This is a genomic window from Streptomyces sp. CG 926, from assembly GCF_003148825.1.
GTDB lineage: Bacteria > Actinomycetota > Actinomycetes > Streptomycetales > Streptomycetaceae > Streptomyces.
Map to the genome: position 1 here is coordinate 304,633 of NZ_QGGZ01000007.1, position 19,334 is coordinate 323,966.

The 19,334-nt window shown below is 69.4% G+C and carries 13 protein-coding genes; 7 read left to right on the forward strand and 6 right to left on the reverse strand.

Annotated elements, in window-relative coordinates:
- Window positions 1-7: 7 nt before the first annotated feature.
- Window positions 8-1,294 (reverse strand): site-2 protease family protein, encoded by a 1,287-nt coding sequence (locus BCL76_RS20630; RefSeq protein ID WP_375137944.1) that lies wholly within the window; start codon window positions 1,292-1,294, stop codon window positions 8-10.
- Between the two features lie 68 nt (window positions 1,295-1,362).
- Here BCL76_RS20630 and BCL76_RS20635 point away from each other — a divergent pair, with 68 nt between their 5' ends.
- Together BCL76_RS20635 and BCL76_RS20640 are read left to right on the forward strand one after the other, a co-directional pair.
- Window positions 1,363-2,277: a RecB family exonuclease gene (locus BCL76_RS20635; RefSeq protein ID WP_109781053.1), complete on the forward strand. Its 915-nt coding sequence runs from the start codon at window positions 1,363-1,365 to the stop codon at window positions 2,275-2,277.
- A 64-nt stretch (window positions 2,278-2,341) separates the two neighbouring features.
- Window positions 2,342-3,013, forward strand: a complete 672-nt coding sequence (locus BCL76_RS20640) for a response regulator (RefSeq protein ID WP_030768388.1) — start codon at window positions 2,342-2,344, stop codon at window positions 3,011-3,013.
- Window positions 3,014-3,116: 103 nt separating this feature from the next.
- Here BCL76_RS20640 and BCL76_RS20645 read toward each other — a convergent pair whose 3' ends face one another.
- From BCL76_RS20645 to metH, 4 genes are all read right to left on the reverse strand, one after another.
- Window positions 3,117-4,700 carry an ABC transporter substrate-binding protein gene (locus tag BCL76_RS20645; RefSeq protein ID WP_109780923.1) on the reverse strand — a complete coding sequence of 528 codons (1,584 nt, stop codon included), beginning with the start codon at window positions 4,698-4,700 and terminating at the stop codon, window positions 3,117-3,119.
- A 71-nt stretch (window positions 4,701-4,771) separates the two neighbouring features.
- On the reverse strand, window positions 4,772-6,376 hold the full coding sequence (locus BCL76_RS20650; RefSeq protein ID WP_109780924.1) for an ABC transporter substrate-binding protein: 1,605 nt from the start codon (window positions 6,374-6,376) through the stop codon (window positions 4,772-4,774).
- 582 nt (window positions 6,377-6,958) lie between these two features.
- Complete coding sequence (locus BCL76_RS20655; protein WP_030768372.1) at window positions 6,959-7,660, reverse strand: HAD family hydrolase; 702 nt, start codon at window positions 7,658-7,660, stop codon at window positions 6,959-6,961.
- A gap of 112 nt (window positions 7,661-7,772) precedes the next feature.
- Window positions 7,773-11,297 (reverse strand): methionine synthase, encoded by a 3,525-nt coding sequence (gene metH, locus BCL76_RS20660; RefSeq protein ID WP_109780925.1) that lies wholly within the window; start codon window positions 11,295-11,297, stop codon window positions 7,773-7,775.
- Between the two features lie 276 nt (window positions 11,298-11,573).
- Between metH and BCL76_RS20665 the strand changes: the two genes are divergently transcribed.
- The 5 genes from BCL76_RS20665 (at window position 11,574) to BCL76_RS20685 (ending at window position 17,822) form a co-directional block, all read left to right on the forward strand.
- Complete coding sequence (locus BCL76_RS20665; protein WP_109780926.1) at window positions 11,574-12,341, forward strand: IclR family transcriptional regulator; 768 nt, start codon at window positions 11,574-11,576, stop codon at window positions 12,339-12,341.
- Between the two features lie 313 nt (window positions 12,342-12,654).
- Complete coding sequence (locus BCL76_RS20670) at window positions 12,655-13,437, forward strand: MIP/aquaporin family protein (protein WP_109780927.1); 783 nt, start codon at window positions 12,655-12,657, stop codon at window positions 13,435-13,437.
- 81 nt (window positions 13,438-13,518) lie between these two features.
- Complete coding sequence (gene glpK, locus BCL76_RS20675; protein ID WP_109780928.1) at window positions 13,519-15,045, forward strand: glycerol kinase GlpK; 1,527 nt, start codon at window positions 13,519-13,521, stop codon at window positions 15,043-15,045.
- Between the two features lie 41 nt (window positions 15,046-15,086).
- Window positions 15,087-16,694: a glycerol-3-phosphate dehydrogenase/oxidase gene (locus BCL76_RS20680; protein ID WP_109780929.1), complete on the forward strand. Its 1,608-nt coding sequence runs from the start codon at window positions 15,087-15,089 to the stop codon at window positions 16,692-16,694.
- Between the two features lie 126 nt (window positions 16,695-16,820).
- Window positions 16,821-17,822: a PAC2 family protein gene (locus BCL76_RS20685; RefSeq protein WP_109780930.1), complete on the forward strand. Its 1,002-nt coding sequence runs from the start codon at window positions 16,821-16,823 to the stop codon at window positions 17,820-17,822.
- Between the two features lie 181 nt (window positions 17,823-18,003).
- Here BCL76_RS20685 and mshC read toward each other — a convergent pair whose 3' ends face one another.
- Window positions 18,004-19,233, reverse strand: coding sequence for a cysteine--1-D-myo-inosityl 2-amino-2-deoxy-alpha-D-glucopyranoside ligase (mshC, locus tag BCL76_RS20690; protein WP_109780931.1), 1,230 nt, complete (start codon window positions 19,231-19,233; stop codon window positions 18,004-18,006).
- Between the last annotated feature and the right edge of the window lie 101 nt (window positions 19,234-19,334).

Here is a 19,334-nt window from a genome sequence, read left to right on the forward strand (position 1 = left end):
ATTGGCTTCAGGACTGGGGCCGTGCCATGGCCTTCACGAAGGCCTTTTCGACGTCGAGGGTGGACAGGACGCCGTAGATGGTGCCGCCTGGTTCGAGGACGAGGTATTCGGTGGCGGGGGTGGCGCGGAGGTGGTCGAGGAGTTCTTCGCCGGTGAGGTCCGCTGAAACCTTCATGCCGTCGGTGAGGTCCTGGGCGAGGGTGCTGACGGCGACCCAGGGGCGGCGGTGTTCGGGTACGGAGGCGATGGCGGTTTCGCGGACGATGGCGGTGGGGTCGCCTTGGCCGTCGACGACGACGAGGGCGCGGGCGCCGGCTTCGTTGGCGCGGCGCAGTGCTTCGGAGAGGGGGGTGGCGTTCTCGACGGGGATGGCGCGTCGGGTGAGGGTGCGGGCGCGGAGTTCGGGGAGGTGCTCGCGGAGGCGGGCCATGCGCAGGCTGTTTCCGGCGCCGGTCCAGATGATGCCGGCGAGGATGGCGGCGAGCAGGGCGTCCATGACGGTGTTCATGCCGCCGATTTCCGAGGTGCGGTTGCCGAGGGCGCCGGTGTGGGTGAGGAGGGGGAGGCCGAGGAGGACGGCGAGGGCGAGGCCGCGGCCGACCCAGGCGGCGGCGATGGTGCCGGTCATGGGTTTGCCGGTGATGCCCCAGATGACGGCGCGGAGCATGCGGCCGCCGTCGAGGGGGAGGCCGGGGAGCAGGTTGAAGGCGGCGACGAGGAGGTTGGAGATCATCAGGCCGGCGAGGAGGACGCCGGGGACGGTGGCCGGGTCGACGGCTTGCATGCCGAGGTAGAAGGCTCCGGTGAGGACGAGGGAGAGCAGGGGGCCGACGAAGGCGAGGACGAATTCGCGGCCGGGTGTCTCGGATTCCTTTTCGATCTCGGAGACTCCGCCGAAGAACTGGAGCTGGATGCGGCGCACGGGGAGTTTGAAGCGGAGGGCGGCGACGGTGTGCGCGAGTTCGTGGACGAGGACGGAGGCGTAGAAGGCGACGGCGAAGAAGAGGGAGACGAGGTAGCGGACGGGTCCGAGGTCGGGCAGGACGCGGTCGAGCTGGTCGCCGAAGACCCAGGTGATGAGGGCGGCGACGAGGAACCAGCTGGGTGAGACGTAGACGGGTACGCCGAAGGGGCGGCCCATGAGGAGTCCGCCGCCCGGTCCGGAGCGGCCGCCTGGGCGCCCGTCGGTTTCGTCGGTGTCTGCCACGTCTGTCCTTCGTTCGGTGCTGGTGTTTCCAGTGTGTTCTGTTCGTGTACGGGGTGGTGCTGTAGCGGGTTGTGATGCTCCGATCATGCAGTGCGAGGGGGGTCGGCGTCGATGGTATGCGCGTCCTGTCGGTGGCGGGTCGTAGGGTTTTGTGCATGACGACGAGCCCCGGTGCTGTGCCTGGCGCAGCCGATGCCGAAGTGCGGAGCGCTGTGGCGCCCTCTTCGCTCTCCCCTTCGCGGGCGAGCGATTTCATGCAGTGCCCGCTGTTGTACCGGTTCCGGGTGATCGACAGGTTGCCGGAGAAGCCGAGTGCGGCCGCGACGCGTGGGACGTTGGTGCATGCGGTGCTGGAGCGGCTTTTCGATCATCCGGCGCAGGAGCGGACGGCGCCGGCGGCGAAGGCGTTGTTGCCGGGGCAGTGGGAGCGGCTGCTGGAGTCGAAGCCGGAGCTGATGGGGTTGTTCCCGGAGGGTGACGAGGGGGCGGGGCTGGCGCGGTGGCTGACGGAGGCCGAGGCGCTGGTCGAGCGGTGGTTCACGTTGGAGGACCCGACGCGGCTGGAGCCGGTGGAGCGGGAGTTCTTCGTGGAGACGGAGCTGGAGTCGGGGCTGCGGTTGCGCGGGATCATCGACCGGGTGGACGTGGCGCCGACGGGTGAGGTGCGGATCGTCGACTACAAGACGGGGAAGGCGCCGCGGGCGGAGTATGCCGAGGGTGCGTTGTTCCAGATGAAGTTCTACGCGCTGGTGGTGTGGCGGCTGAAGCGGGTGGTGCCGCGGCGGTTGCAGCTGGTGTATCTGGGCAGTGGGGATGTGTTGACGTACGACCCGGTGGTGGCGGATCTGGAGCGGGTGGAGCGCAAGCTGCTCGCGTTGTGGGAGGCGATCCGGGAGGCGACGGAGTCGGGTGAGTGGCGGCCGCGGCCGACGAAGCTGTGCGGCTGGTGTGATCATCAGGCGGTGTGTCCGGAGTTCGGTGGTACTCCCCCGCCGTACCCGTTGGTGATCTCCCCGCGCCCGGAGGTGAACCCGGTGGGGCCCGGGGCGGAGCGCCCGGCGGAGTCCTGATCTCGGTGTCAGGGCAGAATGGTCGGGCCCGCCGTAGCCGTCCGACGAATACGAGGTAGACCCCGTGGCGATCCGCGTCCTTCTGGTCGACGACCAGCCGCTGCTGCGCACCGGCTTCCGGATGATCCTGGAGGCGGAGGAGGACCTGGCGGTGGTCGGTGAGGCCGGGGACGGTCTGCAGGCGCTGGACCAGGTGCGTGCGCTGCAGCCCGATGTGGTGTTGATGGACATCCGGATGCCGCGGATGGACGGGGTGGAGGCGACCCGGCAGATCACGGGTCCGGAGCGGGACGGGCCGGCGAAGGTGCTGGTGCTGACGACGTTCGATCTGGACGAGTACGTGGTGGAGGCGCTGCGGGCGGGGGCGAGCGGGTTTCTGCTGAAGGATGCGCCGGCGACCGAGCTGGTGCAGGCGATCCGGGTGGTCGCGGCGGGTGAGGCGATGCTCGCGCCGAGTATCACGCGGCGGCTGTTGGACAAGTATGCGGGGCATCTTCCGTCGGGTGAGGAGAGCCTGCCGAACACGCTGGGGACGTTGACCGAGCGTGAGGTCGAGGTGTTGAAGCTGGTGTCCCGGGGGTTGTCGAATGCGGAGATCGCGGCGGATCTGTTCGTGAGCGAGACGACGGTCAAGACGCATGTGGGGCATGTGCTGACGAAGCTGGGTTTGCGGGACCGGGTGCAGGCGGCGGTGTACGCGTACGAGAGCGGGCTGGTCCGTCCCGGGGCGCAGTAGGTTCGGCGGGCGCGCGTACGCGAAGGGGCCGTACGCGTGTGCGCGTACGGCCCCTTCGTGTGGTGCCGGGCCCGCCCTGGGGGCGGGTCCGGCTCCGGTGGCGTCAGCCCTTGCTGATCTCCCAGAAGCGGAAGACGGTCGAGGCGTCGAGGGACCACTGCAGGCCGCTGACGTTCTGGCGGGTGACGGCGTACTGCTTGCCCTGCCAGAGCGGGATGAGCGGGAGCTCTTCGGCGACGATGTCCTGGAGGCGGTTGTAGTCCGTGTTGGCCGCGGTGCGGTCGGACTTCGCGGAGGTCGACGGGATGATCGTCCCGGTGATCTCCTTGTTGTCGTAGTTGTTGCTCAGCACGTTGTCCGGGCCGAAGAACGGCTGCGTGAAGTTGTCGGCGTCCGGGTAGTCGGGCACCCAGCCCTTCACGTAGACGCCGTACTTGCCGGCCTGGATGTCCTTCTCGTACTGCTCGTACTCGACGGACTTGACCTCGGCGTCGAAGAGGCCGCTGTCGTTGAGCTGCTTGGCGATGACCTCGAACTGCTGGTCCGTGGAGGGGCCGTAGCGGGACGGGGTCGAGTACAGGGTCAGCTTGACCTTGCCGGTGATGTTGGCGGCCTTGAGGACGGCCTTGGCCTTGTCGACCTGGGGGGTGCCGCCGTAGCGGTCGAAGAACGGGGTCGTGTGGCCGGCGATGCCGGTCGGCACGATGGAGTAGAGCGCGGTGGCGGTGCCGGCGTACACGTCGCGGACGAGGGCTTCGCGGTCGATGAGGTAGGCGATGGCCTTGCGCACGGGGAGCTTGCCGACGACGGGGTCGTTGACGTTGAACACCATGTGCTCGACCTCGGCGCCGGTGCCCTGGACGACGTCGACCTTGTTGTCGCCGGTCTTGCTGGAGGCGAGGGCGGCGATGTCCTTGGCGGCGAGGCCGCGGAAGGCGAAGTCGACGTCGCCGCTCTCCAGGACGGTCTTGAGGCCGGCCTGGTCACCGTTGAAGAACTTCAGCGTGACGCCGGTGTTCTTGGCCTTGGCCTTGCCGCTGTAGGACTCGTTGACGGAGAAGCTGGCGCTCTTCTCGCCGAAGGAGTCGAGCTTGTAGACGCCGGAGCCGATGGCCTTGTTGTCGGTGCGCAGCTTGTCGACCGGGTACTCGGTGTGGTCGACGATGGAGCCGGCGCCCGAGGCGATCTTGCTGGGGAAGGTGGCGTCGGAGGTCTTGAGCTTGAAGACGACGGTCTTGTCGTCGGGGGCGTCGATGCTCGCGATGGACGCGAGCATGACGGCCGGGCCGTTCGCGTCGTTGATCTTCAGGGTGCGCTCGAAGGAGAACTTGACGTCCTTCGAGGTGAGGCTGTGGCCGTTGCTGAACTTCAGGCCGTCGCGCAGGGTGCACTTGTAGAGCTTGCTGTCGCCGCCCTCGAAGGCGCAGGCCTGGGCGGCGTCGGGCTCGGGGGTGGTGCCGCCCTTGGGGAAGCTCAGCAGCGACTGGAAGACGTTGTTGAACAGCAGCCAGGAGCCGGGGTCGTAGCCCGATGCCGGGTCGACGGACTTCACCTTGTCGGATATGCCCATGACCACGCCCTTGCCGCTACCGGCATTGGAGCCATCGGTCGAACCGCAACCGCTGAGCAGCGCGGCGGCGGTGGCCGCGCCGAGCGGGGCCGCCAGCCACTGGTTACGTCGATTCACGCGAACGTCCTTCACAGTCGAACTGTTTCGTTGGTCCGGCTCGCGACTTCCGCTGCCGGTCGATGCCTTGCTCAGCCGCTTACGCCGCGGCCGAGCTCCCACAGCTGGAGGTCGGAGATGGCGTTGACCGACCACTCCACTCCGGTGATCCCGTCGCGTGCGGCGACGTACTGCTTGCCCTGCCACAGGGGCAGGACGGGCACGTCCTCGGCGACGATGTCCTGTATCTCCGTGATCGCGGGGACGGCGATCGTACGGTCGACCGCCCGCCGGGATTCGGGGATGAGCCTGTTGCGCACCGCGCTGTTGGCGTACGGCGTGCCCAGGAAGTTGTCCTGCTCCAGGAACGGGGCGAGGAAGTTGTCGGCGTCCGGGTAGTCGGGGAACCAGCCGAGCCCGTAGGCGGCGTGGTCGCCCTTCTTCTGGGCGGGGCGGAAGTCCGCCCATTCGCTGCCCTGGACGGTGATGTCGAAGAGGCCGGTGGAGTTCAGCTGGGCCTTGAGTGCGTCGAACTCGGCGGCCGTGCCGTCGCCGTAGTGGTCGCTGGTGTAGTGCAGGGTCAGCTTGACCGGGGTCTTGATCCCGGCGTCCTTCAGCAGGGCGGCGGCCTTGGGCGTGTTGGCGTCGCCGTACTTGTTGTAGAAGGAGTTGACGTGGCCCGTCACGGTGGTGGGGACCAGCGAGTAGAGCGGCGTGGCGGACTTGCCGTAGACCTTGGAGATGAGCTGGCTGCGGTCGACGGCGGCGGCGAGCGCCTGGCGTACGGCCTTGTCCTTGACGACCGGCGCCTCGGTGTTGAAGCCGAGGTAGCGGATCTCCAGGCCGGGCATCGGGACGAGCTTGACGCCCTTGGGGGGCTGGGCGCTGAACTCGGTGATCTGGGCGGGCGACAGGGTGCGGGAGACCATGTGGATCTTCCCGTCGGTGAGCGCCTTGCCCATGGCCGGGGAGTCGGTGAAGGTGCGCAGCTCGACCTTGTCGTTCTGCAGCTTGAGGTCGCCCTTGTAGTGCGGGTTCTTGGTGAAGACGGCGCGGACCAGTCGGCCGCCCTTGACCTCGGCCTTCATCGTGTAGGGGCCGGAGCCGTCCACGGCGAAGCCCTCGCGGAGCTTCTTGGCGTCGTAGTTCTTCTCGCTGACGATGCCGGCGGCGGGGGTGGAGAGCTTGAAGGGGAAGGTCGCGTCCGGGGTCTTCAGGTGGAAGACGACGGTGTCGGCGCCCTTGACCTCGATGTTGTCGAGGGTGGAGAGCAGTGAGGAGGGGCCGTTCTCGTCCTTGATGGCGAGGACGCGGTCGATGGAGAACTTGACGTCCTTGGCGGTGAGGGGCTCACCGTCGGCGAACTTCAGACCGGGGCGCAGGGTGCAGCGGTAGCTCTCGTTGCCGGAGTCGGTGAAGCGGCAGGCGGAGGCCGCTTCGGGGACGGGCTGGCCGCCGCCGCGCGGGGTGTGCATCAGCGTCTGGACGGTCTGGCGCAGGATGTTCCAGGCGCCGGCGTCGTAGGCGTAGGCCGGGTCGAAGGGGGCGGGAGCGAAGTCTGCGGCCTCGAACCGATCGGTGGTTCCGACGACGATCGCTCCGGATCCTGCTCCTCCGCCGCTCGCGCTGCCGCAGGCGGCCAGCGCGGGGGTGAGCAGTCCGGCCGCGGCCGTCAGCACCATGGTCTTGCGGTTCATGCTGGAAGTACTCCCTGTAACCGGCACTTGTTCAAAGCGGCGTAGAGGGCACTTCGCGACGGTCGCCCGTTCAGGGCGGAACGATCGGGCCGGTGGTGTGACGATCGGTCCACGCGGTCCCGGCACAGGGGTGTGTGTCGGGGACGGCTGAGGTGCGGCGTAGTGCCCGCTTCGACATTAGTGGTCCGGGACGGGATGGCTGGAACTGGCCGAACTTGGGGCGTAATCGCACCGTGATCGGAGCGAACTGCCTGTTCACGCGCAGGGCTGCGCAGATTCGGTCAGGGGCTGATCAATGTGGACACATTGGAAGCCGCAAGGGCCCCGAGGTGGACTCGCCCGGGGTGCGCAGGGTGACCAAGGTCACCCTGCGCAACGGCCCCGGAGAGGATGGAATTTCAGCCTCCGGGGCCACTGACGGAAGATCCTTCCGCCAGTGGGCGGTCAAACAGGGTTCCATTCGGCACAGAGCGTACTTACAGGGCTCCGGTGCGTGGCAATGCATACCGATGTAGGCCTATGCATGTCGATGTGTCCGCTTGGGCGGAGTGTGTGCCCGGCCGGCGGGCCGGGTCGTCACTCTCAGTTCATCGGGGCGATGAGCGAGCGCAGGAACGCGAGGTCCACGTCCTCCAGCGAGCGGACGACCGTACGCCCGGGGGCGGGTTCGATCACGCCGACCGAGGGGATGGCCACGACCCGGCAGCCGGCGGCCTCGGCGGCCGCCACACCGGTGCGGGTGTCCTCGATGACCGCGCACCGCGAGGGGTGCGCGCCCAGCGAGCGCGCGGCGAACAGGTACGGGTCGGGGTGCGGCTTGGTACGGGCCACCTCGTCGCCGGCGACCGTCATCGTGAAGCGGTCACGGCCGAGGGTGAGCAGCACCTGGTCGATGACCCGGCGGTGCGAGGCGGAGACCAGGGCCGTGGGCACGTTGTGTCGGGCGAGCTCGCTCAGCAGCCGCTCGGCCCCGGGCATCAGCGGCACCCGGTCGGCGATGCGGGCCTCGAAGCGCTCGTTGAGCAGGACGCTCAGCTCGGCGAGTTCGATGGCGGCTCCGGTCGACTCGATCAGGAAGGCCGCGCTGCGGCTCATCGGACCGCCGACGACCACGTCCCGCCAGGCGTCCTCCAGCCGGTGTCCGAGCTCCTGGAAGATCTCCGCCTCGATCTCCCACCAGAAGCCTTCGGTGTCGACCAGGGTGCCGTCCATGTCGAGCAGCACCGCCTGCAGGGCAGACCCGTCGGCCGTTCGGGCGACGGGGGCGGGAACCGTGCTCGTCATGCGCATGCCTCTCAGAAGGGACGAGAAGGCCGGTCACCTCTTCCGCGGGCATACCACCCCGGGGAACAGGCGACCGGCCTGTATGGGACCGACAAGTGTACGTCGGTGGAGCTCAGCGTGCGTTGAAATACTTCGCTTCGGGGTGGTGAATCACGATCGCGTCGGTGGACTGCTCCGGGTGGAGCTGGAACTCCTCCGACAGGTGGACCCCGATCCGCTCCGGCTCCAGGAGGTCGGCGATCTTCGCGCGGTCCTCCAGGTCGGGGCAGGCGCCGTAGCCGAGCGAGAAGCGGGCGCCGCGGTACTTCAGGTCGAACATGTCCTCGACCTTCGCCGGGTCCTCGCCGCCGAATCCGAGCTCGGAGCGGACGCGCGCGTGCCAGTACTCGGCCATCGCCTCGGCGAGCTGGACCGAGAGGCCGTGCAGCTCCAGGTACTCGCGGTAGGAGTCCGACTCGAACAGCTTGGCCGTGGCCTCGCCGATCTTCGAGCCGACGGTGACCACCTGGAGGCCGACGACGTCGATCTCGCCGGACTCCTCGGGGCGGAAGAAGTCCGCGAGGCACAGGCGGCGGCCGCGGCGCTGGCGCGGGAAGGTGAAGCGGGTCCGCTCGTTGCCCTGCTCGTCCAGGATGATCAGGTCCTCGCCCTTGGAGACGCAGGGGAAGTACCCGTAGACGACCGCGGCCTCGAGCAGGTTCTCGGTGTGCAGCTTGTCCAGGAGGCCGCGCAGCCGCGGCCGGCCCTCGCTCTCGACGAGCTCCTCGTAGGTGGCCCCGCCCGCGCGGGCCTGCTTGAGGCCCCACTGGCCCTTGAACAGGGCGCCCTCGTCGAGCCAGGAGGCGTAGTCCTTGAGCGGGATGCCCTTGACCACGCGGGTGCCCCAGAAGGGCGGGGTGGGGATCGGGTTGTCGATCGAGACGTCCGAGCGTCCGCCGGGCTCCTCGGCCTCCTCGACCTGGAGGTCCGGGCCCCCCGGTGTCGCCGTGCGCTTGGCGACGCGGCGCTGCTTGAGCTCGGGCAGGGCGGCGCCGGGGACACCGCGCTTGACGGCGATGAGGGCGTCCATCAGGCGCAGGCCCTCGAAGGCGTCGCGGGCGTAGCGGACCTCGCCCTCGTAGATCTCGTGGAGGTCCTGCTCGACGTAGGCGCGGGTGAGGGCGGCGCCGCCGAGGATCACCGGGTAGTCGGCGGCCAGCTTGCGCTGGTTCAGCTCCTCCAGGTTCTCCTTCATGATCACGGTCGACTTCACGAGCAGGCCGGACATGCCGATCACGTCGGCCTTGTGCTCCTGCGCGGCTTCGAGGATCGCGGAGACGGGCTGCTTGATGCCGATGTTGACGACGTTGTAGCCGTTGTTGGTGAGGATGATGTCGACGAGGTTCTTGCCGATGTCGTGGACGTCGCCGCGGACGGTGGCGAGCACGATCGTGCCCTTGCCCTCGTCGTCGGTCTTCTCCATGTGCGGTTCGAGGTAGGCGACGGCCGTCTTCATGACCTCGGCGGACTGGAGGACGAAGGGGAGCTGCATCTGGCCGGAGCCGAAGAGCTCGCCGACGACCTTCATGCCCTCCAGGAGGGTGTCGTTGACGATGTCGAGGGCGGGGCGGGTCTGCAGCGCCTCGTCGAGGTCGGCCTCCAGGCCGTTCTTCTCGCCGTCGATGATGCGGCGCTGCAGTCGCTCGTCCAGCGGCAGGGCGAGGAGTTCCTCGGCGCGGCCGGCCTTGAGCGACTTGGTGTTGACGCCCTCGAAGAGGGCCATCAGCTTCTGCAGCGGGTCGTAGTCGCCCTCGCGGCGGTCGTAGATCAGGTCGAGGGCGGTGGTGACCTGCTCCTCGTCGAAGCGGGCGATCGGCAGGATCTTGGAGGCGTGGACGATGGCGGAGTCCAGGCCGGCCTTGACGCACTCGTCGAGGAAGACCGAGTTCAGCAGGACGCGGGCGGCCGGGTTGAGGCCGAAGGAGATGTTGGACAGGCCGAGGGTGGTCTGGACGTCCGGGTGGAGCCGCTTGAGCTCGCGGATCGCCTCGATCGTGGCGATGCCGTCCTTACGTGACTCCTCCTGGCCGGTGCAGATCGTGAAGGTCAGGGTGTCGATGAGGATGTCCGACTCGCGGATCCCCCAGTTGCCCGTCAGGTCGTCGATGAGCCGCTCGGCGATGGCGACCTTGTGCTCGACGGTGCGAGCCTGGCCCTCCTCGTCGATGGTCAGCGCGATGAGGGCGGCGCCGTGCTCCTGGGCCAGTCGGGTGACCTTGGCGAAGCGGGACTCGGGGCCGTCGCCGTCCTCGTAGTTCACGGAGTTGATGACCGCGCGGCCGCCGAGCTTCTCCAGGCCCGCCCGGATGACGGGGACCTCGGTGGAGTCCAGGACGATCGGCAGGGTGGAGGCGGTCGCGAAGCGGCCGGCGAGCTCCTCCATGTCGGCGACGCCGTCGCGGCCCACGTAGTCCACGCAGAGGTCGAGCATGTGCGCGCCCTCGCGGATCTGGTCGCGCGCCATCTCCACGCAGTCGTCCCAGCGGGCCTCCAGCATGGCCTCGCGGAACTTCTTGGAGCCGTTGGCGTTGGTGCGCTCGCCGATCGCCATGTACGAGGTGTCCTGGCGGAAGGGCACGGTCTGGTAGAGGGAGGCGGCGCCGGGCTCGGGCTGGGGGGTGCGCTCGGTGATCGCCGTGCCGCGGACGCGCTCGACGACCTGGCGCAGGTGCTCGGGGGTGGTGCCGCAGCAGCCGCCGACCAGGGAGAGCCCGTACTCGCGGACGAAGGTCTCCTGGGCGTCGGCCAGCTCGGGGGCGCTGAGCGGGTAGTGCGCGCCCTGCTTGGTCAGGACGGGCAGGCCGGCGTTGGGCATGCAGGAGAGCGGGATGCGGGCGTTGCGCGCGAGGTAGCGCAGGTGCTCGCTCATCTCGGCGGGGCCGGTGGCGCAGTTCAGGCCGATCATGTCGATGCCCAGCGGTTCCAGCGCGGTCAGGGCCGCGCCGATCTCCGAGCCGAGGAGCATGGTGCCGGTGGTCTCGACGGTGACGGAGCAGATCAGCGGGACGGTGATCCCGAGGGCGTCCATGGCGCGGCGGGCGCCGATGATCGAGGACTTCGTCTGCAGGAGGTCCTGGGTGGTCTCGACGAGCAGCGCGTCGGCGCCGCCGGAGATCAGGCCCTCGGCGTTGATCTGGTACGCGTCGCGGATCTGCGCGTAGGTGATGTGGCCGAGGGTGGGGAGCTTGGTGCCGGGACCCATGGAGCCGAGGACCCAGCGCTGCTGTCCGGTGGAGGCGGTGAACTCGTCGGCGACCTCGCGGGCGATGCGCGCGCCGGCCTCGGACAGTTCGAAGTTGCGGTCGGCGATGTCGTACTCGGCGAGTGCCGCGTAGTTCGTGCCGAAGGTGTTGGTCTCGACGCAGTCCACGCCCACCGAGAAGTACGCCTCGTGCACGGAGCGCACGATGTCGGGGCGGGTGATGTTGAGGACCTCGTTGCAGCCTTCGAGCTGCTGGAAGTCCTCCATGGTGGGGTCCTGCGCCTGGAGCATCGTTCCCATGGCTCCGTCGGCGACGACCACGCGGGTCGCGAGCGCCTCCCGGAGGGCATCGGCCCGGGTCTGGGTGTCAGCGGGCAAGGTGGGCAACGAAGCCATGGTTGTGCTCCCTGGGATGCGACGGCTGTCGGCTTTGCACCCCCTCTGTGTCAAGGGTGCACGCGGCCAGGGTAACCGCGAGGCACCCGCCCCGGTGTGGGTGTCCCACGTGGCGGACTGCATTCTGTGGCGGGGACTTCTCGGGGGGTGTCCCGCCGGTGGTACGGCGAACAGCTGTCCGACGGTGCGCAAGGTCGGCATCGACCGATACTGTTCAGCATTGTCGAACCGCGTCAAGATGGTCAGTAATACCGAAGGTCTGCAGGAGGCTGCGCGATGGCACGGAACATCCAGTCGCTCGAACGAGCCGCTGCGATGCTGCGACTCCTGGCGGGCGGCGAGCGCCGGCTGGGACTCTCGGACGTGGCGTCGTCGCTGGGCCTGGCCAAAGGCACCGCCCACGGCATCCTGCGCACCCTGCAGGCCGAGGGCTTCGTGGAGCAGGACCCGGCCTCCGGCCGGTACCAGCTGGGCGCGGAGCTGCTACGCCTGGGCAACAGCTATCTCGACGTCCACGAGCTGCGCGCCCGCGCCCTGGTGTGGACGGACGACCTGGCCCGGGCCAGCGGCGAGAGCGTGTACGTGGGCGTGCTGCACCAGAGCGGGGTGCTGATCATGCACCACGTGTTCCGGCCCGACGACAGCCGTCAGGTGCTGGAGGTCGGGGCCATGCAGCCGCTGCACTCGACCGCGCTGGGCAAGGTGCTCTCCGCCTACGACCCGGTGGCGCACACCCAGGCGCACGAGGTGGAGCGCGAGGCCTTCACCCCCCGCACCGTCACGGACGGCACCGACTTCGAGCACCTCCTGAGCCTGACCCGGGCCCGCGGCTGGGCCAGCGACGTCGAGGAGACGTGGGAGGGCATCGCCTCGGTGGCGGCGCCGATCCACGACCGGCGCCGGATGCCGGTCGGCGCGGTGGCGGTCGCGGGCGCCGTGGAACGGGTCTGCGGCGAGTCCGGGGAGCCCCGTGCGGCCCTCGTGGCATCGGTGCGGGACTGTGCGCGCGCGGTTTCACGCGATCTCGGCGCAGGCCGGTTCTGAGCTTCCTTTAACAGGTCCTGGCCACACCCTGGCCTCTTTATGCCTGTTTTTCGCCACATCCCGGCCTCGAGATGGCTGGTTTTGGCTGATCGCACCTATGGGTAACGATCCGACACTTTGGCCTGGCCGACCCTTGACGCGTTCTTCACTTGGGCGGAAAACTGCCGTTCATCGGTCGGCATTGTCGAACACCTACCGGCAATACGCGCTAGGATGCGACAAGGCCACGGACCGGTGCAGCACTCACCGAGTGCGCGGAACCACCGGAGGGACCCGGTTTCCGCCCACCCCTGGACGTACAAAGGAGTCGCGGGTGTCCAGCTCCGACATCTTCATCGGCGAGACCATCGGTACCGCCCTGCTCACACTGCTCGGCGGTGGCGTCTGCGCCGCAGTGACACTCAAGAGCTCCAAGGCCCGCAACGCGGGCTGGCTCGCCATCACGTTCGGCTGGGGTTTCGCCGTACTGATCGCCGCCTACGTCTCGGCGCCGCTCTCCGGTGCGCACCTCAACCCGGCGGTCACCGTCGGCCTCGCCGTCAAGACCGGCGAGTGGGGCGACACCCCCATCTACTTCGCCGGCCAGCTGCTGGGCGCGATGCTCGGCGCGGTGCTGATGTGGGTGACCTACTACGGGCAGTTCCGCGTCCACCTGGCCGACCCGGAGCACATCCGCGACGCCAAGCTCGGTCCCGAGGACCCGCACCCGCACGATGTGGCCGGTCCGGTGCTCGGCATCTTCTCCACGGGCCCCGAGATCCGTAACGTCGTGCAGAACCTGGCGACCGAGATCATCGGTACCGCGGTCCTGGTCCTGGCGATCCTGACCCAGGGCCTCCAGGACAACGGCAAGGGCCTCGGTGTCATCGGCGTCCTGATCACCTCGTTCGTGGTCGTCGGCATCGGTCTCTCGCTCGGTGGCCCGACCGGCTACGCCATCAACCCGGTCCGCGACCTCGGTCCGCGTATCGTGCACGCCCTGCTGCCGCTGCCCAACAAGGGCGGCTCCGACTGGGGTTACTCCTGGATCCCGGTGGTCGGCCCGCTCGTCGGTGCCGCGCTCGCCGGCGGTCTGTACAACATCGCGTTCGCCTGATCAGCAGTACCGGCAAGATCGTAAGATCCGCACCGCCCTCCTGATTCCGCCTACTCACCTGACCTGCCAGGAGCAGCCACTATGACCACCAGCACCGGCCCCTTCATCGCCGCGATCGACCAGGGCACCACCTCTTCCCGCTGCATCGTCTTCGACCGCGACGGCCGCATCGTCGCCGTCGACCAGAAGGAGCACGAGCAGATCTTCCCGAAGCCGGGCCAGGTCGAGCACGACGCCACCGAGATCTGGACCAACGTCCAGGAGGTCGTGGCGAGCGCGATCGCCAAGGCGGAGATCACCGCCGCGGACGTCAAGGCCGTCGGCATCACCAACCAGCGCGAGACCACGGTCCTGTGGGACCGCCACACCGGCGAGCCGGTGCACAACGCGCTGGTCTGGCAGGACACCCGCACCGACGCCCTGTGCAAGGAGCTCGGTCGCAACGTCGGCCAGGACCGCTTCCGCCGTGAGACCGGCCTGCCGCTGGCGAGCTACTTCGCCGGCCCGAAGGTCCGCTGGCTGCTCGACAACGTCGAGGGCCTGCGCGAGCGCGCCGAGGCCGGGGACATCCTCTTCGGCACCATGGACTCGTGGATCATCTGGAACCTCACGGGTGGCCCGCAGGGCGGCGTGCACGTCACGGACGTCACCAACGCCTCGCGCACCATGCTGATGAACCTGCACACCCTGGCCTGGGACGACAAGATCGCCGAGTCCATGGGCGTCCCGCTCAACGTCCTTCCGGAGATCAGGTCCTCCGCCGAGGTCTACGGCCACGTCAAGGACGGCGTCCTCGCCGGTGTCCCGGTCGCCTCGGCGCTCGGTGACCAGCAGGCCGCCCTCTTCGGCCAGACCTGTTTCGCCGAGGGCGAGGCCAAGTCCACGTACGGCACCGGAACGTTCATGCTGATGAACACCGGCGACAAGATCATCAACTCCTACAGCGGCCTGCTGACCACGGTCGGCTACCAGATCGGCGACCAGAAGCCGGTCTACGCGCTGGAGGGCTCCATCGCCGTCACCGGCTCGCTCGTCCAGTGGATGCGCGACCAGATGGGCCTGATCAAGTCCGCCGCCGAGATCGAGACCCTGGCCTCCTCGGTCGAGGACAACGGCGGCGTCTACTTCGTGCCGGCCTTCTCCGGCCTGTTCGCCCCGTACTGGCGCTCCGACGCCCGCGGCGTGGTCGCCGGCCTCACCCGGTACGTCACCAAGGCGCACATCGCCCGTGCCGTCCTGGAGGCCACCGCCTGGCAGACCCGCGAGATCACCGACGCCATGACCAAGGACTCGGGCGTCGAGCTCGCGGCCCTCAAGGTCGACGGCGGCATGACCTCCAACAACCTGCTGATGCAGACGCTCTCGGACTTCCTGGACGCCCCCGTGGTGCGCCCGATGGTCGCCGAGACCACCTGCCTCGGCGCCGCCTACGCCGCCGGCCTGGCCGTCGGCTTCTGGCCCGACACCGACGCCCTGCGCGCCAACTGGCGCCGCGCGGCGGAGTGGACCCCGCGGATGCCCGCCGAGCAGCGGGACCGCGAGTACAAGAGCTGGCTAAAGGCCGTGGAGCGTTCCATGGGCTGGGTCGACGACGAAGACGCCAGCTGACCGCACTCAGCTGAGTCAATCGACGAGGAGCTAAGAGAGATATGAGCAGCTTGCAGAGCGTTCCCGCACTGGGCACGCACCCGACCGCCGGTGCCAACGTCAGCCGCGCCCAGACCCGTGAGCAGCTGTCGAAGGCCACGTACGACCTGCTGGTCATCGGTGGTGGAATCCTGGGTACCTCCGTGGCGTGGCACGCCGCGCAGTCGGGCCTGCGGGTTGCCATGGTGGACGCCGGCGACTTCGCCGGCGCCACCTCCTCGGCCTCCTCCAAGCTCGTCCACGGCGGTCTGCGCTACCTGCAGACCGGCGCGGTCAAGCTGGTCGCGGAGAACCACCACGAGCGCCGGGTGCTGGCCAAGGACGTGGCCCCGCACCTGGTCAACCCGCTCACCTTCTACCTGCCGGTCTACAAGGGCGGTCCGGTGGGTGCGGCCAAGCTGGGCGCGGGCGTCTTCGCCTACTCCGCCCTCTCGGCCTTCGGCGACGGCATGGGCAAGGTCATATCCCCGGCCCGTGCCGCCGCCGACAACCCGGGTCTGAAGACGGACAACCTCAAGGCCGTCGCGGTCTACTACGACCACCAGATGAACGACTCCCGCGTCGCCGTCATGACGGTCCGCGCGGCCGTCGAGTCGGGTGCGGTCGTCCTCAACCACGCCGAGGTCACCGGACTGCGCAAGACGCGCGGTCGGGTCACCGGCGCCGAGCTCAAGGACCGTCTCGACGGCACCGAGTTCGGGGTCGACGCGCGCGTCGTGCTCAACGCCACCGGCCCGTGGGTGGACCACCTGCGGCGCATGGAAGACAAGCACTCCATGCCGTCGATCCGCCTCTCCAAGGGCGCGCACATCGTCATGAAGCGCAAGTCGCCGTGGAAGGCCGCCATGGCCACCCCGATCGACAAGTACCGCATCACCTTCGCCCTCCCGTGGGAGGACCAGCTGCTGCTCGGCACCACCGACGAGGTGTACGAGGGCGACCCGGCGGACGTGCGTGCCACCGAGTCCGACATCGCCCAGATCCTGGACGAGGCGGCCTTCTCGGTGAAGGACGCGGACCTGGACCGCTCGCTGATGACGTACGCCTTCGCGGGCCTGCGGGTGCTGCCCGGCGGCCCCGGCGGTGTCGAGAAGGCCAAGCGCGAGACGGTCGTCTCCGAGGGCGCCGGCGGCATGCTGTCGGTGGCCGGCGGCAAGTGGACGACGTACCGTCACATCGGCCGTGTGGTCATGGACAAGCTGGCGAAGCTCCCGGGCAGCCCGCTGACCGAGGACATGGAGCCGGTGAAGTCCCTGGTGCGCCGGATCGCGCTGCCCGGTGTCGCCAACCCCAACGCGGTCGCGCACCGCCTGCTGGTGGACCGGGAGCCGGGCACGCGGATGGACCCGCTGACGGCCCGTCACCTGGCGTCGCACTACGGCTCGCTGGCCTTCGACATCGCGCGCCTGGCGAACGAGGACCCGGCGCTGGCCGAGCGGATCCACCCGGACGGTCCGGAGATCTGGGCGCAGGTCGCCTACGCCCGTGACAACGAGTGGGCCGAGACGGTCGACGACGTGCTGCGCCGCCGTACGACGGTGACGATCCGCGGCCTGGACGACGAGTCCGTCCGGACCCGCGTCGAGGAGATGCTGGGCCGCAAGGCATAGGTCCCACGCAGGTGGGGAAGAGGGGCGGTTCCGAGGGGAACCGCCCCTCTGTCGTGGGCTGTGGCCGGTGCCTCATCAAGGCTTAGGCTGACCACGTACGCAAGGGAACTTCGGAAGGAGACCTGGGTGATCGAGCTTGAGGGCGTGCCCGAGCTGATCGACCCGGTCATGGTGGCCGCGTTCGAGGGCTGGAACGACGCGGGTGACGCGGCCTCCGGTGCGGTCGCACACCTGGACCGGGAGTGGAAGGGCGAGGTCTTCGCGGCACTCGACGCCGAGGACTACTACGACTTCCAGGTCAACCGGCCGACAGTGTGGCTGGACAACGGGGTACGGAAGATCACATGGCCGACGACCCGGCTGTCGGTGGTCCGGATCGGCGGCGCCAAGCCACGCGACCTGGTGTTGGTCCGGGGCATCGAACCGTCCATGCGGTGGCGGTCGTTCTGCAACGAGATCCTCGGTTTCGCGCACGAGCTGGGCGTGGAGATGGTGGTCATCCTGGGCGCGTTGCTCGGGGACACCCCGCACACCCGGCCGGTGCCGGTGAGCGGGGTCACCTCGGACGCGGACCTGGCGCGGACGATGGACCTGGAGGAGACCAAGTACGAGGGCCCGACGGGCATCGTGGGCATCCTGCAGGAGGCCTGTACGCACGCGGGTGTCCCGGCGGTGTCCCTGTGGGCGGCGGTGCCGCACTACGTCTCGCAGCCGCCGAACCCGAAGGCGACGCTGGCGCTGCTGAACCGGCTGGAGGATCTGATCGACATCCGGATCCCGCTGGGCGAGCTGCCGGAGGACGCGCGGGCGTGGCAGCTGGGCGTGGACCAACTGGCCGCCGAGGACAGCGAGGTGGCGGAGTACGTCCAGACGCTGGAGGAGGCGCGGGACACGGCCGACCTGCCGGAGGCCTCGGGGGACGCGATCGCCCGCGAGTTCGAGCGGTACCTGCGGCGGCGTGACCCGGCGGCGGGGCCGGCCGCGGAACCGGGCGACGGCTCGTACCTCCGGGACACGAGCGGGGGCCTGCCCCGCCCCCCGAAACGCAAGCCGGACCCCTCCGGGGAGGAACCGGAGCCGCCCGCGGCTCCGCCGGCGGAGCCGGGGGACGACACCCCGGAGCCCTAGCCGGGCCGGCCGGGGCTGACGATCAGCCCGTCCGGCGCTTGAGGACCGGGTCCGGGCAGAGCCCGGGGAACGGTGGAAGGGCGGGTAGGGGACGGCTCCGCGCAGCGGGACCGTCCCGGACCGGTGTCCGGACGTGGCGATGCCCCCGACCCTGATGGGGTCGGGGGCATCGCCACGGGTGTTACAGGGCCACGCCCAGGAGGGCGTCGACCGTGCGGGAGACCAGACCGGGGGCCGACTCGTCGTCGCCGTCCGTGGCGATCTGCCGCTCGACCCAGCGGTCCACGGCCGCCAGCGCGGCGGGCGCGTCCAGGTCGTCGGCCAGGGCCTCGCGGACCTCCTCGACCAGGGCGTCGGCGGGGATGCCGTCGGGCCGGGAGACGGCCGCACGCCAGCGCTCCAGCCGGGCCACGGCCTCGGCGAGGACCTCGTCCGTCCACTCCCAGTCGGCCCGGTAGTGGTGCGAGAGCAGCGCGAGGCGGATCGCCGCCGGGTCCACCCCGGAGCGTCGCAGCGCCGAGACGAAGACGAGGTTGCCCTTCGACTTCGACATCTTCTCGCCGTGCAGCGCGACCATGCCCGCGTGCACGTACGCCTTGGCCATCGGGAACTCGCCCGTCAGTGCCTGTGCGTGCGAGGCGCCCATCTCGTGGTGCGGGAAAGCCAGGTCGGAACCGCCGCCCTGGATGTCGAAGCCCATGCCCAGGTGGTCGAGGGCGATCGCCACGCACTCGATGTGCCAGCCCGGCCGGCCGCGGCCCAGCGAGCCGCCGTCCCAGCTCGGCTCGCCCGGACGCGCGGCCATCCACAGCATCGGGTCCAGCGGGTTCTTCTTGCCGGGCCGGTCGGGGTCGCCGCCCCGCTCCGCCGAGAGCAGCCGCATCGCCTCGGCGTCGAGGTGGGACACCCCGCCGAAGTGCGGGTCCGCCTCGACCGAGAAGTAGGTGTCGCCGTCCAGCTCGTACGCCGCGCCCGCGTCCCGCAGCCGCTCGACGAGCGGCACGATGCCGGGTATGGCCTCGACGGCGCCGATGTAGTGCTGCGGGGGCAGCATCCGCAGGGCGGTCATGTCCTCGCGGAAGAGCGCGGTCTCGCGCTCGGCCAGCTCGGTCCAGTCCTGGTTGTCGCGCAGCGCCCGCTCCAGCAGTGGATCGTCCACGTCCGTGACGTTCTGGACGTAGACGACCTGCCGCTTGGTGTCGAGCCACACGCGTTGTACGAGGTCGAACGCGTTGTAGGTCGCCGCGTGACCGATGTGGGTCGCGTCGTACGGAGTGATGCCGCAGACGTAGATACGGGCGACGGGACCGGGGGCGAGGGTGATCGTCCCTTGGGTCGCGGTGTCGTGGATCTGGAGGTCGCGGCCCTTGCCAGGAAGGGCGGGGACCTCAGAAGCGGGCCAGGCATGCATGTGTCGAGCCTAACCGGACTGATGTTCCGGAAACGAACTGGACCTGCACTGTTGTCTTGATCGGCACTCTTGCGGTCTGGCCGGTTCTGTGCGTACGGCCG